The sequence below is a fragment of the Vibrio sp. CUB2 genome (genome assembly GCF_001557945.1).
Taxonomy (GTDB): domain Bacteria; phylum Pseudomonadota; class Gammaproteobacteria; order Enterobacterales; family Vibrionaceae; genus Vibrio; species Vibrio owensii.
The window spans coordinates 78,101-97,534 of sequence record NZ_LNRB01000004.1 but is presented as its reverse complement, the minus strand read 5'-3'; the positions used below and the strand labels follow the sequence as shown (position 1 = coordinate 97,534).

At 46.4% G+C, this 19,434-nt stretch carries 15 protein-coding genes; 7 read left to right on the top strand and 8 right to left on the bottom strand.

The window, feature by feature from the left end:
• Positions 1–125 precede the first annotated feature (125 nt).
• From ATB78_RS07490 to ATB78_RS07465, 6 genes are read left to right on the top strand one after another with little or no spacing between them, the layout of a single operon-like run.
• Positions 126–1,082: a MoxR family ATPase gene (locus ATB78_RS07490; RefSeq protein WP_061008268.1), complete on the top strand. Its 957-nt coding sequence runs from the start codon at positions 126–128 to the stop codon at positions 1,080–1,082.
• 14 nt (positions 1,083–1,096) lie between these two features.
• A complete protein-coding gene (locus ATB78_RS07485; protein ID WP_061008267.1) occupies positions 1,097–2,023 on the top strand; it encodes a DUF58 domain-containing protein in 927 nt (308 codons plus the stop codon).
• 43 nt (positions 2,024–2,066) lie between these two features.
• Entirely contained in the window at positions 2,067–2,543 is a 477-nt protein-coding gene (locus ATB78_RS07480) for a DUF4381 domain-containing protein (RefSeq protein WP_009704929.1), read from the top strand.
• The gene (locus ATB78_RS07475; protein ID WP_009704930.1) at positions 2,536–3,540 is read left to right on the top strand and encodes a VWA domain-containing protein; all 1,005 of its coding nucleotides are present in this window, start codon (positions 2,536–2,538) and stop codon (positions 3,538–3,540) included. Before ATB78_RS07480 ends, ATB78_RS07475 begins: the two co-directional genes overlap by 8 nt.
• On the top strand, positions 3,533–5,344 hold the full coding sequence (locus ATB78_RS07470; protein WP_061008266.1) for a VWA domain-containing protein: 1,812 nt from the start codon (positions 3,533–3,535) through the stop codon (positions 5,342–5,344). Before ATB78_RS07475 ends, ATB78_RS07470 begins: the two co-directional genes overlap by 8 nt.
• 4 nt (positions 5,345–5,348) lie before the next feature.
• The gene (locus tag ATB78_RS07465) at positions 5,349–6,995 is read left to right on the top strand and encodes a BatD family protein (protein WP_061008265.1); all 1,647 of its coding nucleotides are present in this window, start codon (positions 5,349–5,351) and stop codon (positions 6,993–6,995) included.
• Positions 6,996–7,076: 81 nt separating this feature from the next.
• Here ATB78_RS07465 and ATB78_RS07460 read toward each other — a convergent pair whose 3' ends face one another.
• From ATB78_RS07460 to ATB78_RS07440, 5 genes are all read right to left on the bottom strand, one after another.
• Positions 7,077–9,143, bottom strand: coding sequence for a GGDEF domain-containing protein (locus ATB78_RS07460; protein WP_020197854.1), 2,067 nt, complete (start codon positions 9,141–9,143; stop codon positions 7,077–7,079).
• 372 nt (positions 9,144–9,515) lie between these two features.
• Positions 9,516–10,265, bottom strand: coding sequence for a phosphate ABC transporter ATP-binding protein PstB (pstB, locus tag ATB78_RS07455; RefSeq protein WP_005441058.1), 750 nt, complete (start codon positions 10,263–10,265; stop codon positions 9,516–9,518).
• Positions 10,266–10,325: 60 nt separating this feature from the next.
• On the bottom strand, positions 10,326–11,189 hold the full coding sequence (pstA, locus tag ATB78_RS07450; RefSeq protein WP_005441059.1) for a phosphate ABC transporter permease PstA: 864 nt from the start codon (positions 11,187–11,189) through the stop codon (positions 10,326–10,328).
• A 22-nt stretch (positions 11,190–11,211) separates the two neighbouring features.
• Complete coding sequence (gene pstC, locus ATB78_RS07445; protein WP_020197853.1) at positions 11,212–12,144, bottom strand: phosphate ABC transporter permease subunit PstC; 933 nt, start codon at positions 12,142–12,144, stop codon at positions 11,212–11,214.
• Between the two features lie 98 nt (positions 12,145–12,242).
• Positions 12,243–13,064 (bottom strand): phosphate ABC transporter substrate-binding protein, encoded by an 822-nt coding sequence (locus ATB78_RS07440; protein ID WP_005441064.1) that lies wholly within the window; start codon positions 13,062–13,064, stop codon positions 12,243–12,245.
• 333 nt (positions 13,065–13,397) lie between these two features.
• Here ATB78_RS07440 and ATB78_RS07435 point away from each other — a divergent pair, with 333 nt between their 5' ends.
• A complete protein-coding gene (locus tag ATB78_RS07435) occupies positions 13,398–15,041 on the top strand; it encodes a methyl-accepting chemotaxis protein (protein WP_033006382.1) in 1,644 nt (547 codons plus the stop codon).
• 102 nt (positions 15,042–15,143) lie between these two features.
• On the opposite strand, the gene ATB78_RS07430 is transcribed toward ATB78_RS07435, so the two are convergent.
• Genes ATB78_RS07430 through ATB78_RS07420 form a run of 3 tightly spaced genes read right to left on the bottom strand, consistent with a single transcriptional unit; the run spans position 15,144 to position 19,429 of the window.
• Positions 15,144–15,716: a DUF1566 domain-containing protein gene (locus tag ATB78_RS07430; RefSeq protein WP_006741924.1), complete on the bottom strand. Its 573-nt coding sequence runs from the start codon at positions 15,714–15,716 to the stop codon at positions 15,144–15,146.
• 1 nt (position 15,717) lies between these two features.
• Entirely contained in the window at positions 15,718–17,151 is a 1,434-nt protein-coding gene (locus ATB78_RS07425; RefSeq protein ID WP_061008264.1) for a DUF1566 domain-containing protein, read from the bottom strand.
• Between the two features lie 25 nt (positions 17,152–17,176).
• The gene (locus tag ATB78_RS07420) at positions 17,177–19,429 is read right to left on the bottom strand and encodes a proprotein convertase P-domain-containing protein (RefSeq protein WP_061008263.1); all 2,253 of its coding nucleotides are present in this window, start codon (positions 19,427–19,429) and stop codon (positions 17,177–17,179) included.
• Positions 19,430–19,434 lie beyond the last annotated feature (5 nt).

Genomic DNA, 19,434 nt, shown 5'->3' with positions numbered 1-19,434 from the left:
TTGCAATCACTTTACTCGCCCCAATATTGAAAAGATAAATTACACGGACGTACTGGAACTTTTCCCCTTGAGAAAGTGACCAATACTCAAAACAAGAATCATATGGATACCAGAGAGTCCAAAAAATGCACAAAACAAACTTCGAAACTCTTAAAAGTTACTTAGAGTCTCAGATCATTGGTCAGCATGATCTGGTAAAACAGTTACTTATTGCTCTACTTGCCGATGGGCATATCTTGGTTGAAGGTCCTCCAGGATTGGCTAAGACCCGTGCGGTGAAATCTCTATCGGATTGTGTGGAAGGTGATTTCCACCGTATTCAGTTCACACCAGACCTACTGCCAGCCGATTTGACGGGTACCGATATCTTCCGTCCAGAAACGGGCGAATTTACTTTCCAGTCTGGTCCTATTTTTAACTCACTGATCCTTGCTGATGAGATCAACCGTGCGCCAGCTAAAGTACAAGCCGCGATGCTTGAAGCAATGGCAGAGAAGCAAGTTACAGCAGGACGAAACACATACGCACTCCCAGAGCTATTTTTGGTGATGGCAACTCAAAACCCAATTGAGCAAGAAGGTACTTACCCGCTGCCAGAAGCGCAGCTTGACCGTTTCTTGCTGCACCTTGATGTGGATTATCCAGATGCGGAACACGAGTTGGCTATTTTGCGCATCAACCGTGGTGAGGCAAAAGGCGAAGCAGCGATTGAGCGTCCAAGCTTGAGCCAAGAAGACATCTTCACCGCTCGCAAAGAAGTGCTCAACATTCACATGGCAGACGCGATTGAGCAATACATCGTTCGTCTTGTGATGGCCACTCGACAACCAAGCGATTACGACTCAGAGCTTGCGAAATGGCTATCTATGGGGGTAAGCCCGCGTGCAACGATTGCCCTTGACCGTTGTGCTCGTGCTCATGCGTGGCTGGCAGGTCGTGACTTCGTTTCACCAGAAGACGTTCAAGCCATGGCTTACCCTGTGCTACGTCACCGTCTGCTGCTTAGCTACCACGCTCAGGCAGAAGGCATTACAGCAAATCAGGTTATCGACAAGCTTCTTAATCTTGTAGGTAGCGCATAACGTAGGTAGGTGACATGTCTGCATCATATGCATTGCCGCCTCATGCGAATGGGGTGACATTAACCCTTGAAGAGCTGCTTCAATATCGCAGTCAATCGGTTCGTTGGTTGCCACCAGCCCAGAGTATTTGGTCGCAAATGAGCGGTAACCATACCAGCCGTCAAAAAGGTCGTGGCATGGACTTCATGGAAGTGCGCCAATACCAAGCGGGTGATGACATTCGCAGCATCGATTGGCGAGTCACGGCTCGAACGGGAAAAGCGCACACCAAGTTGTTTGCTGAAGACAAAGAGCAAGCGGTGATCTTGTACATCGACTTGAGCCCAAGCATGCACTTTGGATCGCAATATGTATTGAAGTCGGTTCAACTGGCGCACTTCGCTAGCGTCTTGATTTGGCTGACGTTAGCCAAGAAAGACCGCATCGGCGCAGTGATAGATGATGGTTCGCAGTGTATTGAGTTCCGCCCTTCTTCTCTTCAAAAGCAAGGGCTGAGAATTCTTGACGCGATAGTGAATACTCACAATCAATTACTTACGAATCAACAAGCTGACAGCACACGCACGTTGCCATACATGAGCGCAATTGAAACGCTACACAACCTGACGCCGAAAGGCAGTGAGCTTATTCTGCTGAGCGACTTTGCTCAAGTGGAAGAGAAAGAGCTGGTTCAACTGCGTCGATTAAAGCAACACAACAGCGTTCGTGCAGTGCAGTTTTATGATCCTCTAGAGCGAGGTGAAACCGACTTCCGAGGCCAAGCGAAAGCATCCGATGGTCATCGAAGTCAGTGGTTTAATTTCGGTTCAAAAGGACAGCGCCAAGAGTTGGAATCTCACTTCGTTAAGCATCAACAAGCCATTAAACAGCAGTGTCATTCAATGGCAATTCCATTTAACAGTCTGTCGAGCGGGTTACCGCTAGTTCAGCAGTTAAGCTAATCAAAGCAACAACATACAAATCATTCAAGCAGTAGTAATAATAATGACAACGAATAATCAAAGCCTAAACCTTGAACCTTTAATCCTACCGAATGCACCTGATTGGTTCCCACTTGCTTGGGGGTGGTGGGCTGTTCTGGGCGGTGTAGTTCTCTCCATCTTAATCGTCGTACTGTACTTAAGATGGCGTACAAAGCGTCTTGTTGCTAAGAAGACCGCATTGAGATTGTTGACCAATCCGATCACACCACACACACCGTCTTCTGCATTAGAGGTTCTTCGTCAAGCGGCTTTGAGTTACTTCCCTCGTGAAGAAATCGCGCCATTAACAGGTTCTGCTTGGTACGAGTTTCTTGATAGTTACACTAAAGAAACTCGATTTGTCGACAAACAACAACAGTGGCAAGCGGCGTTGTATCAAAAGTCTGGTCAAGAGCAGCATCAAGCCTTAATTGATGATTGCGCTTTCTGGATTGAAACCGCATTGCCACCAAAGAAAAAGGCAAAAACTCGTGACTGAGGCAACTCTCGTTTCGAGCCTCTCTCAGTGGTTGAACATTGAGTTTGTCTGGTGGTGGGCATTATTATTACTGCCCCTACCTTGGCTGATTTATAAGTTCTTCCCTGAAGAGACTCAGCAAGCTGAAATTAAGCTGGCGTACCTGCCAGACAACAAACACAGCAACAAACCAAAACAGGTCGTGCAAAAATTCCTGTCTATTGGCGTATGGGCTTTGTTGGTTGTCGCTTGTGCTCGCCCAGTTTGGTACGGCGATCCGGTTGAGTTCCAACCAAAATACCGCGACATGATGCTAGTGGTCGACTTATCTGGCTCTATGCAGAAAGAAGACATGAATGACAACGGTGAATACATAGACCGTCTAACCGCTGTCAAAAGAGTCTTATCTGATTTCGTAGAAAAACGCCAAGGTGATCGATTAGGTGTGGTTCTATTTGGTGATCATGCATATCTACAAACACCGCTGACCGCTGACCGTAAAACCGTGATGCAACAGATCAATCAAACCGTCATTGGCTTGGTTGGCCAGCGCACCGCGATTGGTGATGGTATCGGCTTAGGCACCAAAACCTTTGTAGACAGTGACGCACCACAACGCGTGATGATCTTGCTCAGTGATGGTAGCAATACTGCTGGTGTACTTGATCCGCTTGAAGCCGCTGAAATCGCAAAAAAATACAACGCAACCATCTACACCGTAGGTGTGGGCGCTGGTGAAATGATGGTGAAAGACTTCTTCATGACGCGCAAAGTCAATACCGCCTCAGATCTTGATGAGCAAACGCTGACCAAGATTGCAGAGATGACAGGTGGTAAATACTTCCGAGCGCGTGATGCCAAAGAACTTGAAACTATCTACGACACCATTAATCAACTAGAGCCAGTTTCTAGCGATACGCAAACTTGGCGTCCTCAGTCGGAATGGTTCCCTTACCCACTAGGTGCTGCCCTTGTGCTTTCCGTGTTCCTGTTTGTTCTAAGGAGAAAACATGGCTGAGTTTACTTTCCTAAATCCGTATTGGTTGTTGGGTTTGCTCGTCATTCCTGTCGTCCTTGCGATTAACAGCCAATACAGAACCAAAAAGTCATCGTTGATTGCGCCCCATTTAGCCAAAATGCTTGGTCATTCAGTGAAAACCAAGCACTACTTCGCCATTTGGGGATTAGCATGGGCGATCGCTTGTATTGCTCTGGCAGGTCCAAGTTGGCAATCCAACACTCGCCCGAGCTTTGAACTAAGCCAAAACCGAGTGTTAGTTCTGGATATGTCGCGCTCTATGTACGCAACGGATGTGAAGCCAAATCGGCTGTCACAAACGCGCTATAAAGCGTTGGATCTATTGCCGAAATGGAAAGAAGGCTCAACAGGTTTGGTCGCGTACGCAGGCGATGCGTATACGTTAAGTCCACTGACGACAGATTCCAGCACACTCGCTGGCATCATCGAAAACTTATCCCCTGAGTTAATGCCTTATCAAGGCTCCAACTTACCATCAGCGATTGAAACCGCGCTTGGTCAGTTTACTCAAGCGGGTGTAAATAAAGGTGACATCGTCGTGCTGGCAGATGATTTGGATGACTCCGAATTGTCTCGCTCATTAGCGCTATTAAACGGTAAAGACATTCGTGTGTCAGTACTCGCTATCGGTACATCAACTGGCGCACCGATTGCTCTTCCGGATGGTTCGTTAATGAAGAGTCGACAAGGCAACACCGTGGTAGCGAAGACTAACCTGAAAAACTTACAGAAGTTAGCCAAAGAGACCGGCGGATTATTTGTGCCAATTCAACACAATAACCGTGATGTTGAGAACATTGCCGCGTTTACTAATAACGCGAGTAACAACCTTCCCGCCAAACAAAGTGACGACGTGAAAACCGACTCTCGCTTGAACGGTGGTTTCTGGTTGCTACCTCTGCTGTTGATTCCTGCAGCCCTACTCTTCCGACGCGGCATGATTTGGGTACTGGTCGCGGCCGTATTACCGATGAGTTGGACACCGAAAGCAGAAGCCAATGCGTTCTTGAATCAAAACCAACAAGGCGAACAGCTTTATCAACAAGGTGAATACGAAAAAGCCCAAAGTACCTTTACTGATCCTAACTGGAAAGGCGCAGCAAGCTACCAAGCTGGGGATTACGAAAGTGCGATAGAAGCATTCTCCCATAATCCAAGCCTTGATGGCCGTTACAACTTGGCAAACGCACTTGCTAAGAACGGGCAGCTTGAGGATGCGGCTGAGCTTTATAAAAACGTAATTCAAGAAAAGCCTGACTTTGAAGCTGCGAAAAAGAACCTGTCGGTTGTAGAGGAGAAACTGAAGCAACAGCAGCAACAGCAGCAACAGCAGCAACAGCAGCAACAGCAGCAACAGCAGCAACAGCAGCAACAGCAGCAACAGCAGCAACAGCAGCAACAGCAGCAACAGCAGCAACAGCAGCAACAGCAGCAACAGCAGCAACAGCAGCAACAGCAGCAACAGCAGCAACAAAAGTCTCAGAGTGATGCTAAACAAGAGCAAGGGCAACAGTCACAAAACCAGCAAGAGCCTGAAAATAAAAAAGAAAATCAGAAAGCTGAACGACAAAAAGCCAAACAAGAAGAAGAGAAACAAGGCAAGCAAAAAGGTGAACCTATGCAGGCTCAAGCTCAGCCAGAGAAAACGCCTCAGGACGATCCTGAGTTCCGTCGCTTAGAAGCGGTAGAAAGCGCGCGTGACCCTAGTTTCTTGATTCGAGCTCAAATGCAGCTTCAAGCACAACAAAAACAACGTCCACAACAATCTAATAAGGAGTGGTAAGTCCATGATGAAAAAAGGCGCAAAACTGGTCTTTGTTCTGATGGCCAGCCTACTGACTAGCTTTTCGGTTTTTGCACAAACCCTACAAGCTAGTGTAAACAAAACTCAGGTGGCGAAGAACGAAGTGATCAACCTAAGGATCATGGCAGATACCGAGCTTGGCTCAGATGCGATCGACTTTGACGCATTGAAACAGGACTTCTTTTTAGGACAGCCTCGCTACGGCCGTTCAAGTAATAACATTAACGGCCACAAAACCGTTCGCACAGAATGGAGCATCTCGATTGCACCGATGAAAGAAGGCGTCATCACCATACCGAGCTTTTCTGCAGATGGGATGAAAACCGAGCCAATTAAGCTGCGTGTGACAAAAGACAAAGGTGAGCCGAATCTAGACGATTTGTTTAGCTTCAACATGAGCGTGGATAGCCACACTTTGTACCCACAACAGTCAGCAACACTACGTATGCAGTTGGCGATCAAAGTAGACCCTCGCCGTTTGGATAATCCACAAGTCGTGCCGCCAAGCATTGATGGGATGAAAATTGAGCCAGCCAGTGACATGAAGCAGGCACAACGCATCATTGATGGCTTGGAAGTGACGGTAGTAGAGCAAGCTTTCCGCATTACAGCAGAGCAACCTGGCACCTACACGCTAAATGGCCCTAAATTGACGGGTTCTTACATCTATGGTGACAGCCTAACCGGCTCAACCAAGATCATGCCAATCAATACTAAAACTGAGCAAATGCCGATTACCGTAAAGCCTATCCCTAAAGACTTTAAAGGTAACTGGCTGCCAGCTTCTGCTTTAGAATTAACGCAAAGCTGGCAAGATGAACAAGGCAATCCGCTATCAGCAAATGCCGTCAGCACAGTGAAACAAGGCTCTTCAATTACTCGCACGATTCGTATTCGAGCTCGTGGTACACAAGCGGAATATCTACCTCGTATTGGTATTGTCTATCCAAGCACACTGCGTGTTTATCCTGAACAACCTCAGTTCGAGACATCGCGTGATGGCACTGTCACCATGACAGTGAAACAGGTTTTGATTCCCACAGAAGCAGGTGATCTTACCCTGCCGAGCTACAGCCTAAATTGGTGGGACAGTAACCGTGACCAAGCGAGAAAAGCCGACATTTCAGCGTTAAAGCTAAAGGTAGAGAAAAGTGACAGTGGCTTAATCACGCTGCCAGAAAGTGCGTTGCCAGCACAACCAGCGACAACCCCAGCACCTGTGGTTCAAAGTGGTGTGGATACTATCTGGAAAACACTGACGTTCGTGTTTGGTGCACTTTGGCTTGTCTCATCAGCAATTGCGTTTGGGCTTTGGAAAAAGCGCGGAACCGTAAAGCCTGAGAAAGTCGAGACTTCAACGCACGGCTCATCTCTGCAAGATTTGGAGAACATCATCAAACAAGGTGATAGTGCCAAGATTGAAAGAGCGGTTAACGACTACTTAAACACCCATCACTTCAACAGTGAATCCGAAGCGACAAAAGCGGTGAAAGAAGAATTGAATGTGATGAATCAAGCCCGCTTTAGCGCTACTCAGCAAGAATGGAAACCAGACTCTCTGCTCGCCAAGCTCAAGCAACTCGCTAAAGAGAAGAAGAGTAAGCCTAACCACCAGCTAGAAAAGCTCTAGTCGAAGGCGAGGCGTGATTAATGAAAATGGCAGCTCTTATTGAGCTGCCATTTTTGTATCTATCCGTTCAGTCTCGATGTTTTAAGCGACAATTTGACTTGTCAGCTCACAGGTTCGAACACAGTTTCGGCCACTGTTTTTTGCTAGATAGAGTGCTTTATCAGCCAGTTGGTATAAGTGATCAAAATTAAAGTCTTTGCCTTGCGCTTGATAACGCGAGTAACCCACTGAGACAGTAAGCAATTCTCCTTCTGGGTTATGGCAATGTCTTATGCCTTCTTCTTCAATGCATTGGCGAATACATTCAGCTCTCAACCTGACCTCTTCTTGGTTTGACCCAATCATCAACAAAACAAACTCTTCCCCGCCAATTCGGCAAAAAACTTCGTCTTCACTTTTTGTATGATGGTCGAGAATGTTGCCAATACGCATCAACGCAATGTCGCCTTCTAAATGCCCATAATGATTGTTAAACAAGCCAAAATGGTCAATATCGATAAGAATCAACCCAAACGACATCACTTCGTTATGCTCAAGAGAACAGTACTTTTGCATAACGTGTTCTAGCATACGTCGGTTACCCAGTCTCGTTAAGGGGTCGAGCTTCGACAACACTTCCAACTGGCGATTGGCTTCTTCCAACTCTTTAGTTCGGTTCTGCACTTCGAGTTCTAGATTCTCATTGAGCTCTCTGATTGCCTCCTGTGCTTGTGTACGTTGTAAGACTTCAACCAAGCTAGAAGCAAACATCCGAATCACTTCACGTAGTTGAGAGGTCAAAGGCGCACGGGTTAACAAGTTATCGACCGCGATGAACGCAATTGGCCCACTACTGTTTGACGTCAGTACCGTCATGGCCGCCCAACCAAAGCCGACGATGTTGCAATCATGGTAAATCGGAACGGATTCTTCGAACGCCACCTCATTAGGCATAGATTTAGCTAAGTTAATCAAAGAGAAGTCTTGGGTTTCCCCAAAAAAATACGACTCATCAACCACATTGCCTTGAATATCGGTTCCCCAAGTCCCTTGCATATAAGAGCAATTTTCATCGGTCAAAAACACCGCCATACGGTCAATGCCTAGATTTTTAATGGCAAACGTCACGGCAGATTTGCAAACATCGCTTACCGTTGTACAGCGTGATAACTCAACCATGCTCGAATGCAGCATACGTACGTTTTGTTCTTGGCGTTTGCGAATAAAGATTTGAGAGAAAAGCGAACCGAATGATTCCAGCATCTGTTTTTGATAGGCAGTGACGGGTTTACGGTGGATAAAGTTATCAAGAGCAAACCAACCAAATGGCTCGTTTCCATCTCTTAAAATCAGCATTGCATTCCAGCCCTGCCCCACAACTTTACCTGCGGTATAGATAGGCGCATCTTCTACAATAACAAGGTTACGATCCAAACTGGATAGTGATGCAATGTACTCTTCACTCAACTGATGAAGGTCATATTGGGTGTGGAATTCATCAATGGTGATGCCATCCTCGTTCGTTCCATAAGTGCCACTGAAACTGCGCTTCTTCATGTCCAGCAACATTAACGTGGAGCGGTCGAAACCTAGATGTTCTCGAAGTGCTTCCACCGCTTTCAAATAAAGATCTTTCAGAGAATCAGGGTTAGAGATATCTAACGCAACCTGTTGAACAAGCTTCATGTTTTCGATAAAACGTTCGCGTTGTCCAAGCTCATCGACATACTGCGCTTCTCGTACATCGCGATGCTTCATTTCTAACGAGGCGTGTTTTTCTGCGCGGACACACTGCCAACGCGCCGCCGAGAGTTGCATTGCGTCATAGCTTTCTTCATAAATATTGTGTGCGCTGCGAGCTTGAACGTTTTGGATCAGTAGGTAGGTACGTTTAATCGGCGTGTTGTCGAGCATCATGATATAGCTCTCGCCACCGAGGTCTTGGACGTGATTCCAATTGCAGGTATTGATGGCCAGAGGAATGATGCTTTCTGAAGTATCGAATTGGTTAGCCCAATCCCAGAATGCTTCTGGATAATTTTGGAGAGGAAAGAGGTCACCCCGCGAGAATCGAACCGTCCAAGAAGGGTTGGTCAGCGGATCATCAAAGATCGCTATCGCACTGGGGGAAAAATGCTGCTCTAGATGTTCGAATATGGCTTCAGCCAATAACCTATGGTCCCTTGTGGAAGAGACCGTTCTTGTAAAACTCTTTAAACTCACCTGACCAACCTAATCTACTTTTTTATCCTCGATAAAAAACTACTTAGGGGTGGATATGCAATCAATGGAATCCAAGTTGAGCTGTTAAGTCATTCGCAAAAAATATGGACTTAATTTCACATTCGAGAACCCTTCAACATTTTTAGACAGGTGTTTCATCCGGATTACATACTGCAAAAATATGCGCAAAAATGAATCAACATGAACATTCTTAATATTGGTGTTTTTCAAGTCCAAAAATAAAAAAGGCCCCTCATCAAGAGGGGCAAGAGTACCATCGCTTATAGTTATTCGTGTATATGCCAGTAAATGTGTGGATTAACCGAAGTCACCGTTTACGTAACCTTGAGTACGGTCGTCTTGCGGGTTGCTGAAGATAACTTGTGTATCATCGTGCTCAACCAGTTCACCCATTAGGAAGAACGCAGTGCGGTCAGAAATACGACGCGCCTGTTGCATTGAGTGAGTCACGATAACGATGGTGTAGTTTTTCTTCAGCTCTTCCATCAATTCTTCGATTTTGTGTGTTGCAATAGGGTCAAGTGCCGATGTTGGTTCATCCATCAGAATCACATCAGGTTCCATCGCGATTGTACGTGCGATACATAGACGTTGCTGCTGACCACCAGATAGACCAAATGCATGCGACTTAAGACGGTCTTTCACTTCGTCCCAAAGCGCTGCGCCGCGAAGTGAGCTCTCAACCACTTCATCAATGTGCTTCTTATCTTTGATGCCTTGAGCGCGTAGACCGTAAGCCACGTTCTCGTAGATGCTCATCGGGAATGGGTTTGGCTTTTGGAATACCATGCCCACTTTGATGCGAAGGTCAGCAACGTCAATGTTGCCGTAAATGTCTTCACCATCCATTGACAGCTTACCCGTGATCTTTACGCCTTCAATAAGATCATTCATGCGGTTCAAACAACGTAGTAGTGTTGATTTACCACAACCAGAAGGACCGATAAGCGCCGTCACTTGGCGTACAGGAATAGGCAGGTTGATTGATTTCAGTGCTTGGTTGTCACCGTAAAACAGGTCTAGGTTTTCAATATCAAACTTGTTCATTTTCTTAATCTCTTAAATCTTGAATTCGTGTCTTTTAACGTGCGTTCTTAATTCGTTTTGTTAGTAAGTTGCGGTGTTAAAACGTCGTGCAATCAGTTTTGTAAACATGTTGATCAGTAGAACAACAACAATCAGAACTGTCGCAGTACCGTAAGCCTGATTCCATTCTTCAATGGTAAACAGTTCGGTAGTCAGTTTGTATAGGTGAACGGTTAGCGTACGACCTGAATCCAATAAAGAATCCGGAATACGTGCAACCATACCTGCTGTCAGGAATACTGGAGCAGACTCACCAATGACACGACCAATACTTAGAATGACCGAGGTTAAGATACCTGGCATTGCGCTCGGAAGAATCAAACGCCAGATAGTGTAAATCTTAGATGCACCTAGGCCGTAAGAGCCTTCACGGTACGTTTGTGGTACTGCCATCAACGCTTCTTCCGTAGTACGGATGATAACTGGCAGGATAAGGATACTTAGCGTCAATGCACCCGATAGAATCGAGAAACCAAGGCCAAGAATCGCGACGAAGAAAGTCATACCGAACAGACCGAAGATGATCGACGGGATACCCGCCAACGACTCAGTACAGAATCGGATGATTTTCACCAAACGACTGCCCACTTTCGCGTATTCGGTCAAGTAGATTGCCGTCATGATACCGAGTGGCGCTGCCACTGCGATAGAAGCGATAACCATGTAAATTGTCGCCACAATCATTGGGAAGATGCCGTGCTCTTCACCTGTGCGCGTGTAGTTATCAGTAATGAAGTTCCAATCTACGTGTTGTAGACCGTTTGATAGGATGTACCAGATAATCCAGAACAAGAAACCCACCGTTAGTGCTGCCGAGATCCAGACAAATGCGTTAAAGACATTATCTTTGAACTGGCGTGCTTTTTTCAGTTTTGCGCGATCCATAATAGTCACCTTTAACGAGCGATTACTTCGCTTTTTCTCGGTTTAGGTACAGTAGTACAGCGTTCAACGACATGATGAAGACCAGAAGTACCACACCTGTAGCGTAAAGTGCGTTCGCGTGAACACCACTTGCGTAAGACATTTCAATAGCGATGTTTGCGGTTAGCGTACGAGCCGAATCAAGGATGCCTTCTGGCATTGCCGGCGCGTTACCCATTACCATGATGATCGCCATGGTCTCACCCAACGCACGACCGATACCCAGAATCACACCTGTCATGATGCCTGAGCGAGCCGCTGGAACGAGCAATTTAAAGATGGTGTAGATTTTCGATGCGCCCAGTGCCAAAGAACCTTCTTTGTAAGTACGAGGAACAGCGCGGATAGAGGTTTCAGATACCGTAATTACCGTTGGTAGAATCATCACACCAAGAACAATGATACCGGCCAAGATAGTGTTACCTGCTGGTACATCAAATACGTTCTGAATCAATGGAACGATAATAACCAGACCAAAGAAACCGTAAACCACCGAAGGAATACCGGCTAGCAGCTCAACCGCTGGGCGGATGATGTCAGCTAAACGCTTTGGTGCAATTTCAGCGATGAAGATAGCGGTTAAGACACCAACTGGAACACCGACTAAAACAGCGCCTGCTGTCGAAACGATAGAAGCAACAATCATGGTTGCAACACCGTACAGTGCCGGTGGTAGCCAGTTTTGGCCTAGAACGATGCCCGAGACGCCCGCTTCTTGGAATGCTGGGATACTCTCTCGGACGATGAAGTATGCGATAACTGCTAATGATACGATGCCGATTACAGCACTCGTTAGGAACAAGCCGTGGAAGATGCGCTCTCTCCAGTCTACGCGGCGTTTTTCGCGTAGGCCTGGCTTGCTGATCGCTTTTGCGTCAGTAGTCATAAGCTTTTCACTATTTGTTGCGATGGTCATAAAAATCTCACGGTTCTTGGCAATGGCGTCGAACACAATGGATAGAAAAGGCTCAGCCCGAAACGTTGGGCTGAGCAAACTTTAGAGTCCCGATAGGATTAGTTAACTGAGATGTAACCTTTTTGGTCAACTAGCGCTTGCGCTTCGTCAGTTAGCATCCAGTCTAGGAATTTTTGAGTTTCAGCTGATGGCTTGCCTTCTTTGTAAAGAACAAGGAATGGACGAGCAACTTTGTAAGAACCGTTCTTCACGTTGTCTACAGAAGCTTGGATGCCATCAATTGGAAGTGCGTTTACAGATGAATCAACCGTACCTAGAGAGATGTAGCCGATTGCGTATGGGTTAGAAGCAACCATTGTCTTCAGTGCGCCGTTACCGTTAGCAACTTGAGCACGTTGAGAGATTGCAGAAACTTTTTTACCAGAAATCTTCATTTTTAGAGACATGATGTCTTCGAATGCGCCACGAGTACCAGAAGCCGTGTCACGAGTGATAGCAACGATTGGCTTGTCTGCACCACCAACGTCTTTCCAGTTTGTTACTTCACCTTTGTAGATTGCAGTAACTTGCTCAGCTGTAAGGCCAGTAAGTTTGTTTTGTGGGTTTACAACAACTGCGATACCGTCTAGAGCAACCGCTTCTTCTTTTAGCGTTGGCTCTTTTTCAGAATCTTTTAGGTTACGAGAAGACATACCTAGGTCAGCAGAACCGTTCTTCGCTGCTTTAACACCTGCAGATGAACCAGGGCCTTGAACTTCGATAAATACGTTCGGGTTTGTCTTCATGTATGTTTCAGAGAAAACTTCCATCAGTGGAGTTACGCTGCTAGAACCCACTGCAGAGATAGTTTCTTTAGCAGAAACAGGAGTCACTGCCATTGCGCCTAGAAGTGCGATTGCACCGATTACTGTCTTTTTCATCACAATTTCCTTTAAGTGGCCTTATTGCCGTTGTGTTTCACTTGAACGGTGCTCACTTTAGAATCCAAATATGACAGTTGTGTTTCACTTAGTTGAAAGCTCTATGACACGTTGTCATTTCTGCTTAATAAATCGGCAATCAAACTTTATTTACTTTCGAGCTCAAAATACTTTGCAATGATTTGGTTATAACAAAATGCCAAGTACATCGCTTTTAATATATTTCATAACAAATAAACATCGTTAAATGATTGATATATCAAGCCTAATAATTAGAATCGGGACGCTTTATTTACAAAAATGATAATAGTTCCAATCTTTAGAGGGTCAATCATGCGTCAATTACTTAGTACGCTGTCTATTAAGTCACAGGTTTTCGTGCCCGTACTTTTTACTGTCATACTTCTCATCGTCGGTTTGAGCATAGGCATAGGAAAGTTAGAACAAGCATTCGACAAGGTGACGGTTTCCACCAATAACCTTATCGTGCATAAAGAAGAGTTAAGCTCCATCGTAGACAACACTTACGCGATGCGCATTAAGGCAATCTACAGTCTCTTCAGGGCTGAAGATGTCAAAACACTTAACCAACAATTACAACAACGCCAGGCAACCAACAGAGAATTTCTCAACTCCATCGACCAGATTGAAGGCATTCAAACGGAAGTTAACGCCATGCGCGACGCCATGAATCATTACGTCGATTTTACTCGTGTCACCATGACGCCACTTCTTAATACCAAGCATTCTTCTGATTACACCACGTCCGATTTTGACCGAGAGTATGAAACCGCAATGGGTCAATACCGCCTTGCCGGTGAAGCGATGATTAACGCTATCGACAACTTGTCTAAGAAGCTCAATCAAATCGTTACTGACGAAGTCGAAGAAAACGGTGTTCTTCACTCAACCACATTGACCTACAGTACGGTCTCTCTGGTGATTATTCTTTCTGTTGCTTCTTTGATCAGCTGGCTATTGGCGAGCTACATTGTGGCCCCAATCCGTAACCTGCAAGAAACCATGCGAGAAGTCGCAAAAGGTAACTTATTGGTAGAAGCCGACGAAGTGGGCAAGAACGAAGTCTCACAACTGGCGCATGACGTAAACCAAACCATCCACCAGCTTCGCGGTACGGTCGATTCTCTGGTTCGAATAAGTGAAGATGTCGCATCAGCGTCGACCGAACTGGCAACAGTTATGACACAAAGCAGCGCAAACTCCGATCAAGAGAAGCAAGAAGTCGAACAGGTTGCTTCTGCAATTAACCAGCTTGAATCCACAGCGGCTGAGGTTTCAAGTAACGCACAACAAGCAGATAGCGCGTCGAATGAAGCAAGTAAGCTGACTTCTCAAAGCTTAAGCATGTTTGAAGAAAGCACGCGCGCGAGTACCAAAATGGCGGATCAACTGAATGAAGCCGCACACGTCGTAACGTCTCTTAAAGACCAGTCCGAGCAGATTGGTAAAGTAATTGAAGTTATTGAAAGCATCTCTGAGCAAACCAACCTACTTGCGTTGAATGCGGCGATTGAAGCGGCACGAGCGGGTGAAAGTGGTCGAGGCTTTGCCGTGGTAGCTGACGAAGTACGTATGCTCGCAGCGAGAACTCAAGAATCAACCAAAGAGATCCAAACCATCATTGAAGAGCTACAGCAGCAGTCTGGCCACGCCAATGAAAGCATGCATTCAAGCTTAGCCATGTTAGAAGACAACCAAGCGCTTGCTGCAGAAGTAAGTCGTTCACTGAGCGACATCAACAGTGCGATATCAGATTTGAATGCGATCAACACCCAAGTTGCGACCGCTTCTGAAGAACAAAAGCAAGTAACGTCGGACATCAACAACAACCTGAGCACCATCTATGAATTAGTGAGCCAGAACGTTACTGGTATCACTCAATCAGCCGCGGCGGCGCAAGAGTTGTCTGGCTTAGCAGAAAACCAAAAGCACCAACTTAAGCAGTTCCAAGTTTAAAGGTTTTGCTTAACACGATAAGTTTCAAAGGTTAGAAAAGAAAAAAGCTCCGCACTGGCGGAGCTTTTTAATATCTGGATTAGAGAAAATCCAACGGTGTGATTATTCTTCGTCAGTGACTAGTAGAACAGAGAAAGTGTTCGTTGGCTCTAGTGGGCTCCAGTTGTAAACCTCACCATTCACTGAATCAAACACCATGACGTTTGAACCATCGCCGTTCGGAGTGTTACTCCAGATGTAACCTGCGTAGTCACCCACCTCTAGCGTGTAGCCACTTGCGAATGCAGTACCGTTCATCGCAGGGCTGTGGCAAGCACGTTCTGTCAACGCGACCAACTCCTTAATGTTTGGTAAGCGCCAATTCTTTTTGCCAGCGAAGTCATGTAAAGCATGGTTACCTGATTCATTGCGGATTTGCTCAGCGGTTGATAGCGCTAACTGCCATGACATCTTAGTTGCAGCACCATCACAGGCTTCATTTGCCGCATTCCACGTTGAGCCAACAGGGCAACGCATCCAAGTTAGGCCCGTTTTTAAATCCGTAACCGTCCCAGCATCGGAGTAGGTGTAACGAGAGTTTGGTGCTGTTTTTCCAAAATCAGTAGAACACTCTTGTGCCGCCATGGCTACTTGAGAAGCCAACACAAGAGATAGCGCGGTGATTAGTTTCTTCATCTTATTGGCCCTTAACTGCTACTAGACGGATTGGGAATTGGTATGACGTGCCTGTGTCACGCTCCACTTTGTCTGAATAAATTTCAACAAAGCTAACGTAACCACGGTCAGCACCTTTCGTTGCAACTACTGCAAATTGAAGCGCACCTTCGTAGTTATAAGTAGAGTAATTGTTAAATGTGAAATCACTTAGCCAAATAGCACCTGATTCAACATCTGGGCTGCCCTTGCCCTGTTGAGGGAAGTAAGCTGTCGTCATACCATAGACATTGCCGTCGGCATCTTTCTCTGTCTCGCCTAAGTCGAGAACATCGTAGAACTCTTGGTATGTTGGTAGGCGCCAGTCACTAATGCCACATAGTGATTGCTTGTTTATATGTTCAACATATTGGCTTGTTGAACAGATGCCATCAGCAGCATCCACACAACCAACGACTTCAAGATCTTCGTAATACGGTTTGAATGTTGCTGACTCATACACGAATGTACGATCTTTAAATTGAACCGAGCTCGCATCCGCACTCTTGTTTTCCCAAACAAGACCTGTACGCTCGTCCATAGTACAAGCCCACTCAGTCGCATCTGCAGCTAAAGCAGCACCTTGTGCATCTAGCTTAACGAACTTAAAGCCAGCACCTGTCGACGTTTGCTTGTCCTCTTTGTCGAAGCCGTATTCCGCATCTTGACCAGGGTAAGAAGCTTGAACCTCAGCAACATCTGCTGCGCCATCAGCAAAATGAAGAACGGCGCCCGTATCGTTGCTGCCAACCGTTTGTTCAGCAACCGCTGCAATTTCTTCAGCAAATGCACTCACTTCCGCTTCAGACAGAAGATCAGAGGCCAACGATTTACCTTGGAAGCTAAGGCTTTGAGCAAGCAACGCTACGCCTTTGGTCATTTGTTGTGGTTGCATCGCAGCTAATAGCGCAACCGTGTTTTGCTCTAGCTTGTCTAGCTCACTGGCTTCTGCGTTAGACATCACCGTATCAGACAGAGAAACGCCGGCATCGGTGAGTTGCGCTTTCACAATCTCTTCAGCTTGAGCAACGGTTTTACCGTCAACCACAAGACCTGCGAGCAGCGTTGTTACACCATTGACCGTGTTACCCGTTGCTAAATTTTGCCCCGGAGCCGCAAGACGCAACGTTTGGTTTGAACCTTGATCAACTTGAGCAAGAATGGTGCTGGTTAGTACGTTTTTATCGCTTGAAGTCAGGCTAAATTTACCGGCATTATCCGTTTTAGCACTCGGTTCAGTAGTATCACAAACGTAGTTTTGGTTTAAATCGATGCACACTGGCGTATCAAGAAGTGTACCTGCAGAAACGATGGTGCCAGCTACATCATAGGTCGGTGCCGACGTGTCACCACCAGACCCACCGCCACAACCAGCTAGGGCTAGTGACATAGCAACGAAAGAATATTGAAACTTCATAGATTTTATCTTCTTTTGATTTTAATTAACGAGAGCGAATCACTCTCACCATTGAAAGCAGGAAAAGTCCTAACAAAGTCCAAGGCGAGCCACTGCCACCTGAACCACCACCACTGCTTTCTTTAGTGGTATCAGCACTACACTGATACTGAGCAAAGTGACTCACACCCCACTCTTTCAACACCCCTGAGTTACCTGACACACGGTCAGACACTTCGAGACGCCAAGTACCCCAACTCGGTTGACCGACAAGCGCTTGTAACTCCTCGTCATACTGAGCTGTGAAGTAACCTTTAAATCCATTGGTATTGCTTGATTGATGGCTAAGTAACACGACCGATTTGCCTTGTGGAGACACTAGCGTCACTTGCAGATCCTGCAGTGAGTCATGTTCGATGTTCAGGTAAACCGCAAACGAATCATCAATCGTGCGCGACTTGTCCGATAGCGTCTGAGAGAACAGTCTGTCGCCCTGCTCCGGCAAAGCGGAATTCACTGATTGAGGCTGGATATCGAGCTCTGGCGTACCATTAACCAGCATCACCTTTTCACTCCACTGGTGAGTCTTTAAGCCTTCTGCAAATTGGTAATCCAATGAAATAGAAGAATCGAACTGCGTGCCACACGTCAGACCGCTTGGTAACACCACCTTCATTGAGGTCGAATCAGAAAGCGTTTCATCAAAGTCGAAAACGGATGCGTTGTTTAGCTGCCATTGCCCTTTGATGCTCGCTTCGCGGCCAGTTTGGCTCAGGCTCACACCAACGTCTTGACCTTGTGCGATGTATCGAGCGTCATAGCGAACGCGAAGAGGCGCTTTAAGTAAGTTGTGTTTGTTGAAACTGTCCGTCAGGAATTGGGCGTAATCTTTATTTGGGAACAAGGTGTTTGCGGCAAACACGGTCGATTCCGCCAGATCATGCATTTTCACGCCACGACCAATGCCATACATGCCTTCAAGAACAATGGCGTCAAACTCACGGAACACGTTATCGGTATCATCACCGTATCGCTCAACCGATGCTTTAAGTGCTTGGAACAGTGGCGTTGACCATAGCTCGTCGCCTAGTTCACCGCCCACACTAACGTGCGCTGGATACTCTGAGCCCTCGAAGTAACGCGCTCTTTGGTTCCATAAGCTACGAGTTGTTTTGCGTGTTCCGAACACACCGTCCCAGTTGAACACCGTATCTAACTCGAATTCTTGACCACGACGCGAAACATCCAAATATTGAGTGCGGTAGCTCGCGCTGCCCGCCCAGTAATCAGCAAAACCTTCTGCGATAGCACCAGTGTGACCGTACGCCCAATCCGGTACGATTTGGTAATGAATGCCATGCCCAAGCTCATGTATCACGACATCAGCATCGACTGCATCCGGAGAAACACCACCGACACCCAGCATGAGTGCTTTCGGACCGTAATAGTAAGTAGAGTTATCTTTTGATAAACCGCGAGCATCAAAACGAAGCGGTTCGTCAAACAAGTCGTAAGTCAGGCTTGTCAGATATTGGATCGAGCTATCAAGATGATAAAAAGCCATCAGCTGTGGGAACGCATTGTCACCAAACTCGGTGCTTTGCATCTCATCAACACTGTCAAATACTTGAATCCCTTCTGCGCTGAGAAAGTCCAACGTATCAAGTACAGGTGCTTCACCAGGTGCTGGGGCTGCAAATAAACCCGTTGCATCCACTTGCTTTAATCTTGGGTTAGAGAGGTAGAACTTACCGCCGGACTTTAAAACCTCAATCGACTTGGTGACGTACTCGATCGGCTGAGGGTAATCGGACAGTGCTGACCACGTCGATTCTGGTGCCGCTTGCTGTTGCATGGTGCGAAGATCTGGGTTGAATAAAGAAACCTCAACATCAACCAGACTTCCAGAGCTCAAAGCCGGTGGCTCTTGTGCTTGCAGTTGGCGAGGCGATTCCAATTCCATTGCAACCGTTGGTTTACCGTTGCGAATGATCGTATCTTCAAGGCTCTTAAACACTCGCACAACGTGATGATTTTTATCGGTTGTTACTACTAGGGCACGCTGTGCTTGATATTCACCGTTTACCCAAACATCAAAATTGTAATGCTCACCAAGCTGAGACTGGGTTTTGTAACGGAACTTAAACTCGCCCGCTTCTGAGTAGTGGCTGTCTAGATAAGTTTTCGCTTGCGCTTCATTCGTTACCACAGAGTCCGTTGCGGGATAATCCCACTCTGCAGACTGCACCGCAGGGGTACAAGCAATAAGCAGCGAAAACGCCAATGGTTTTAGCTTCATGATTT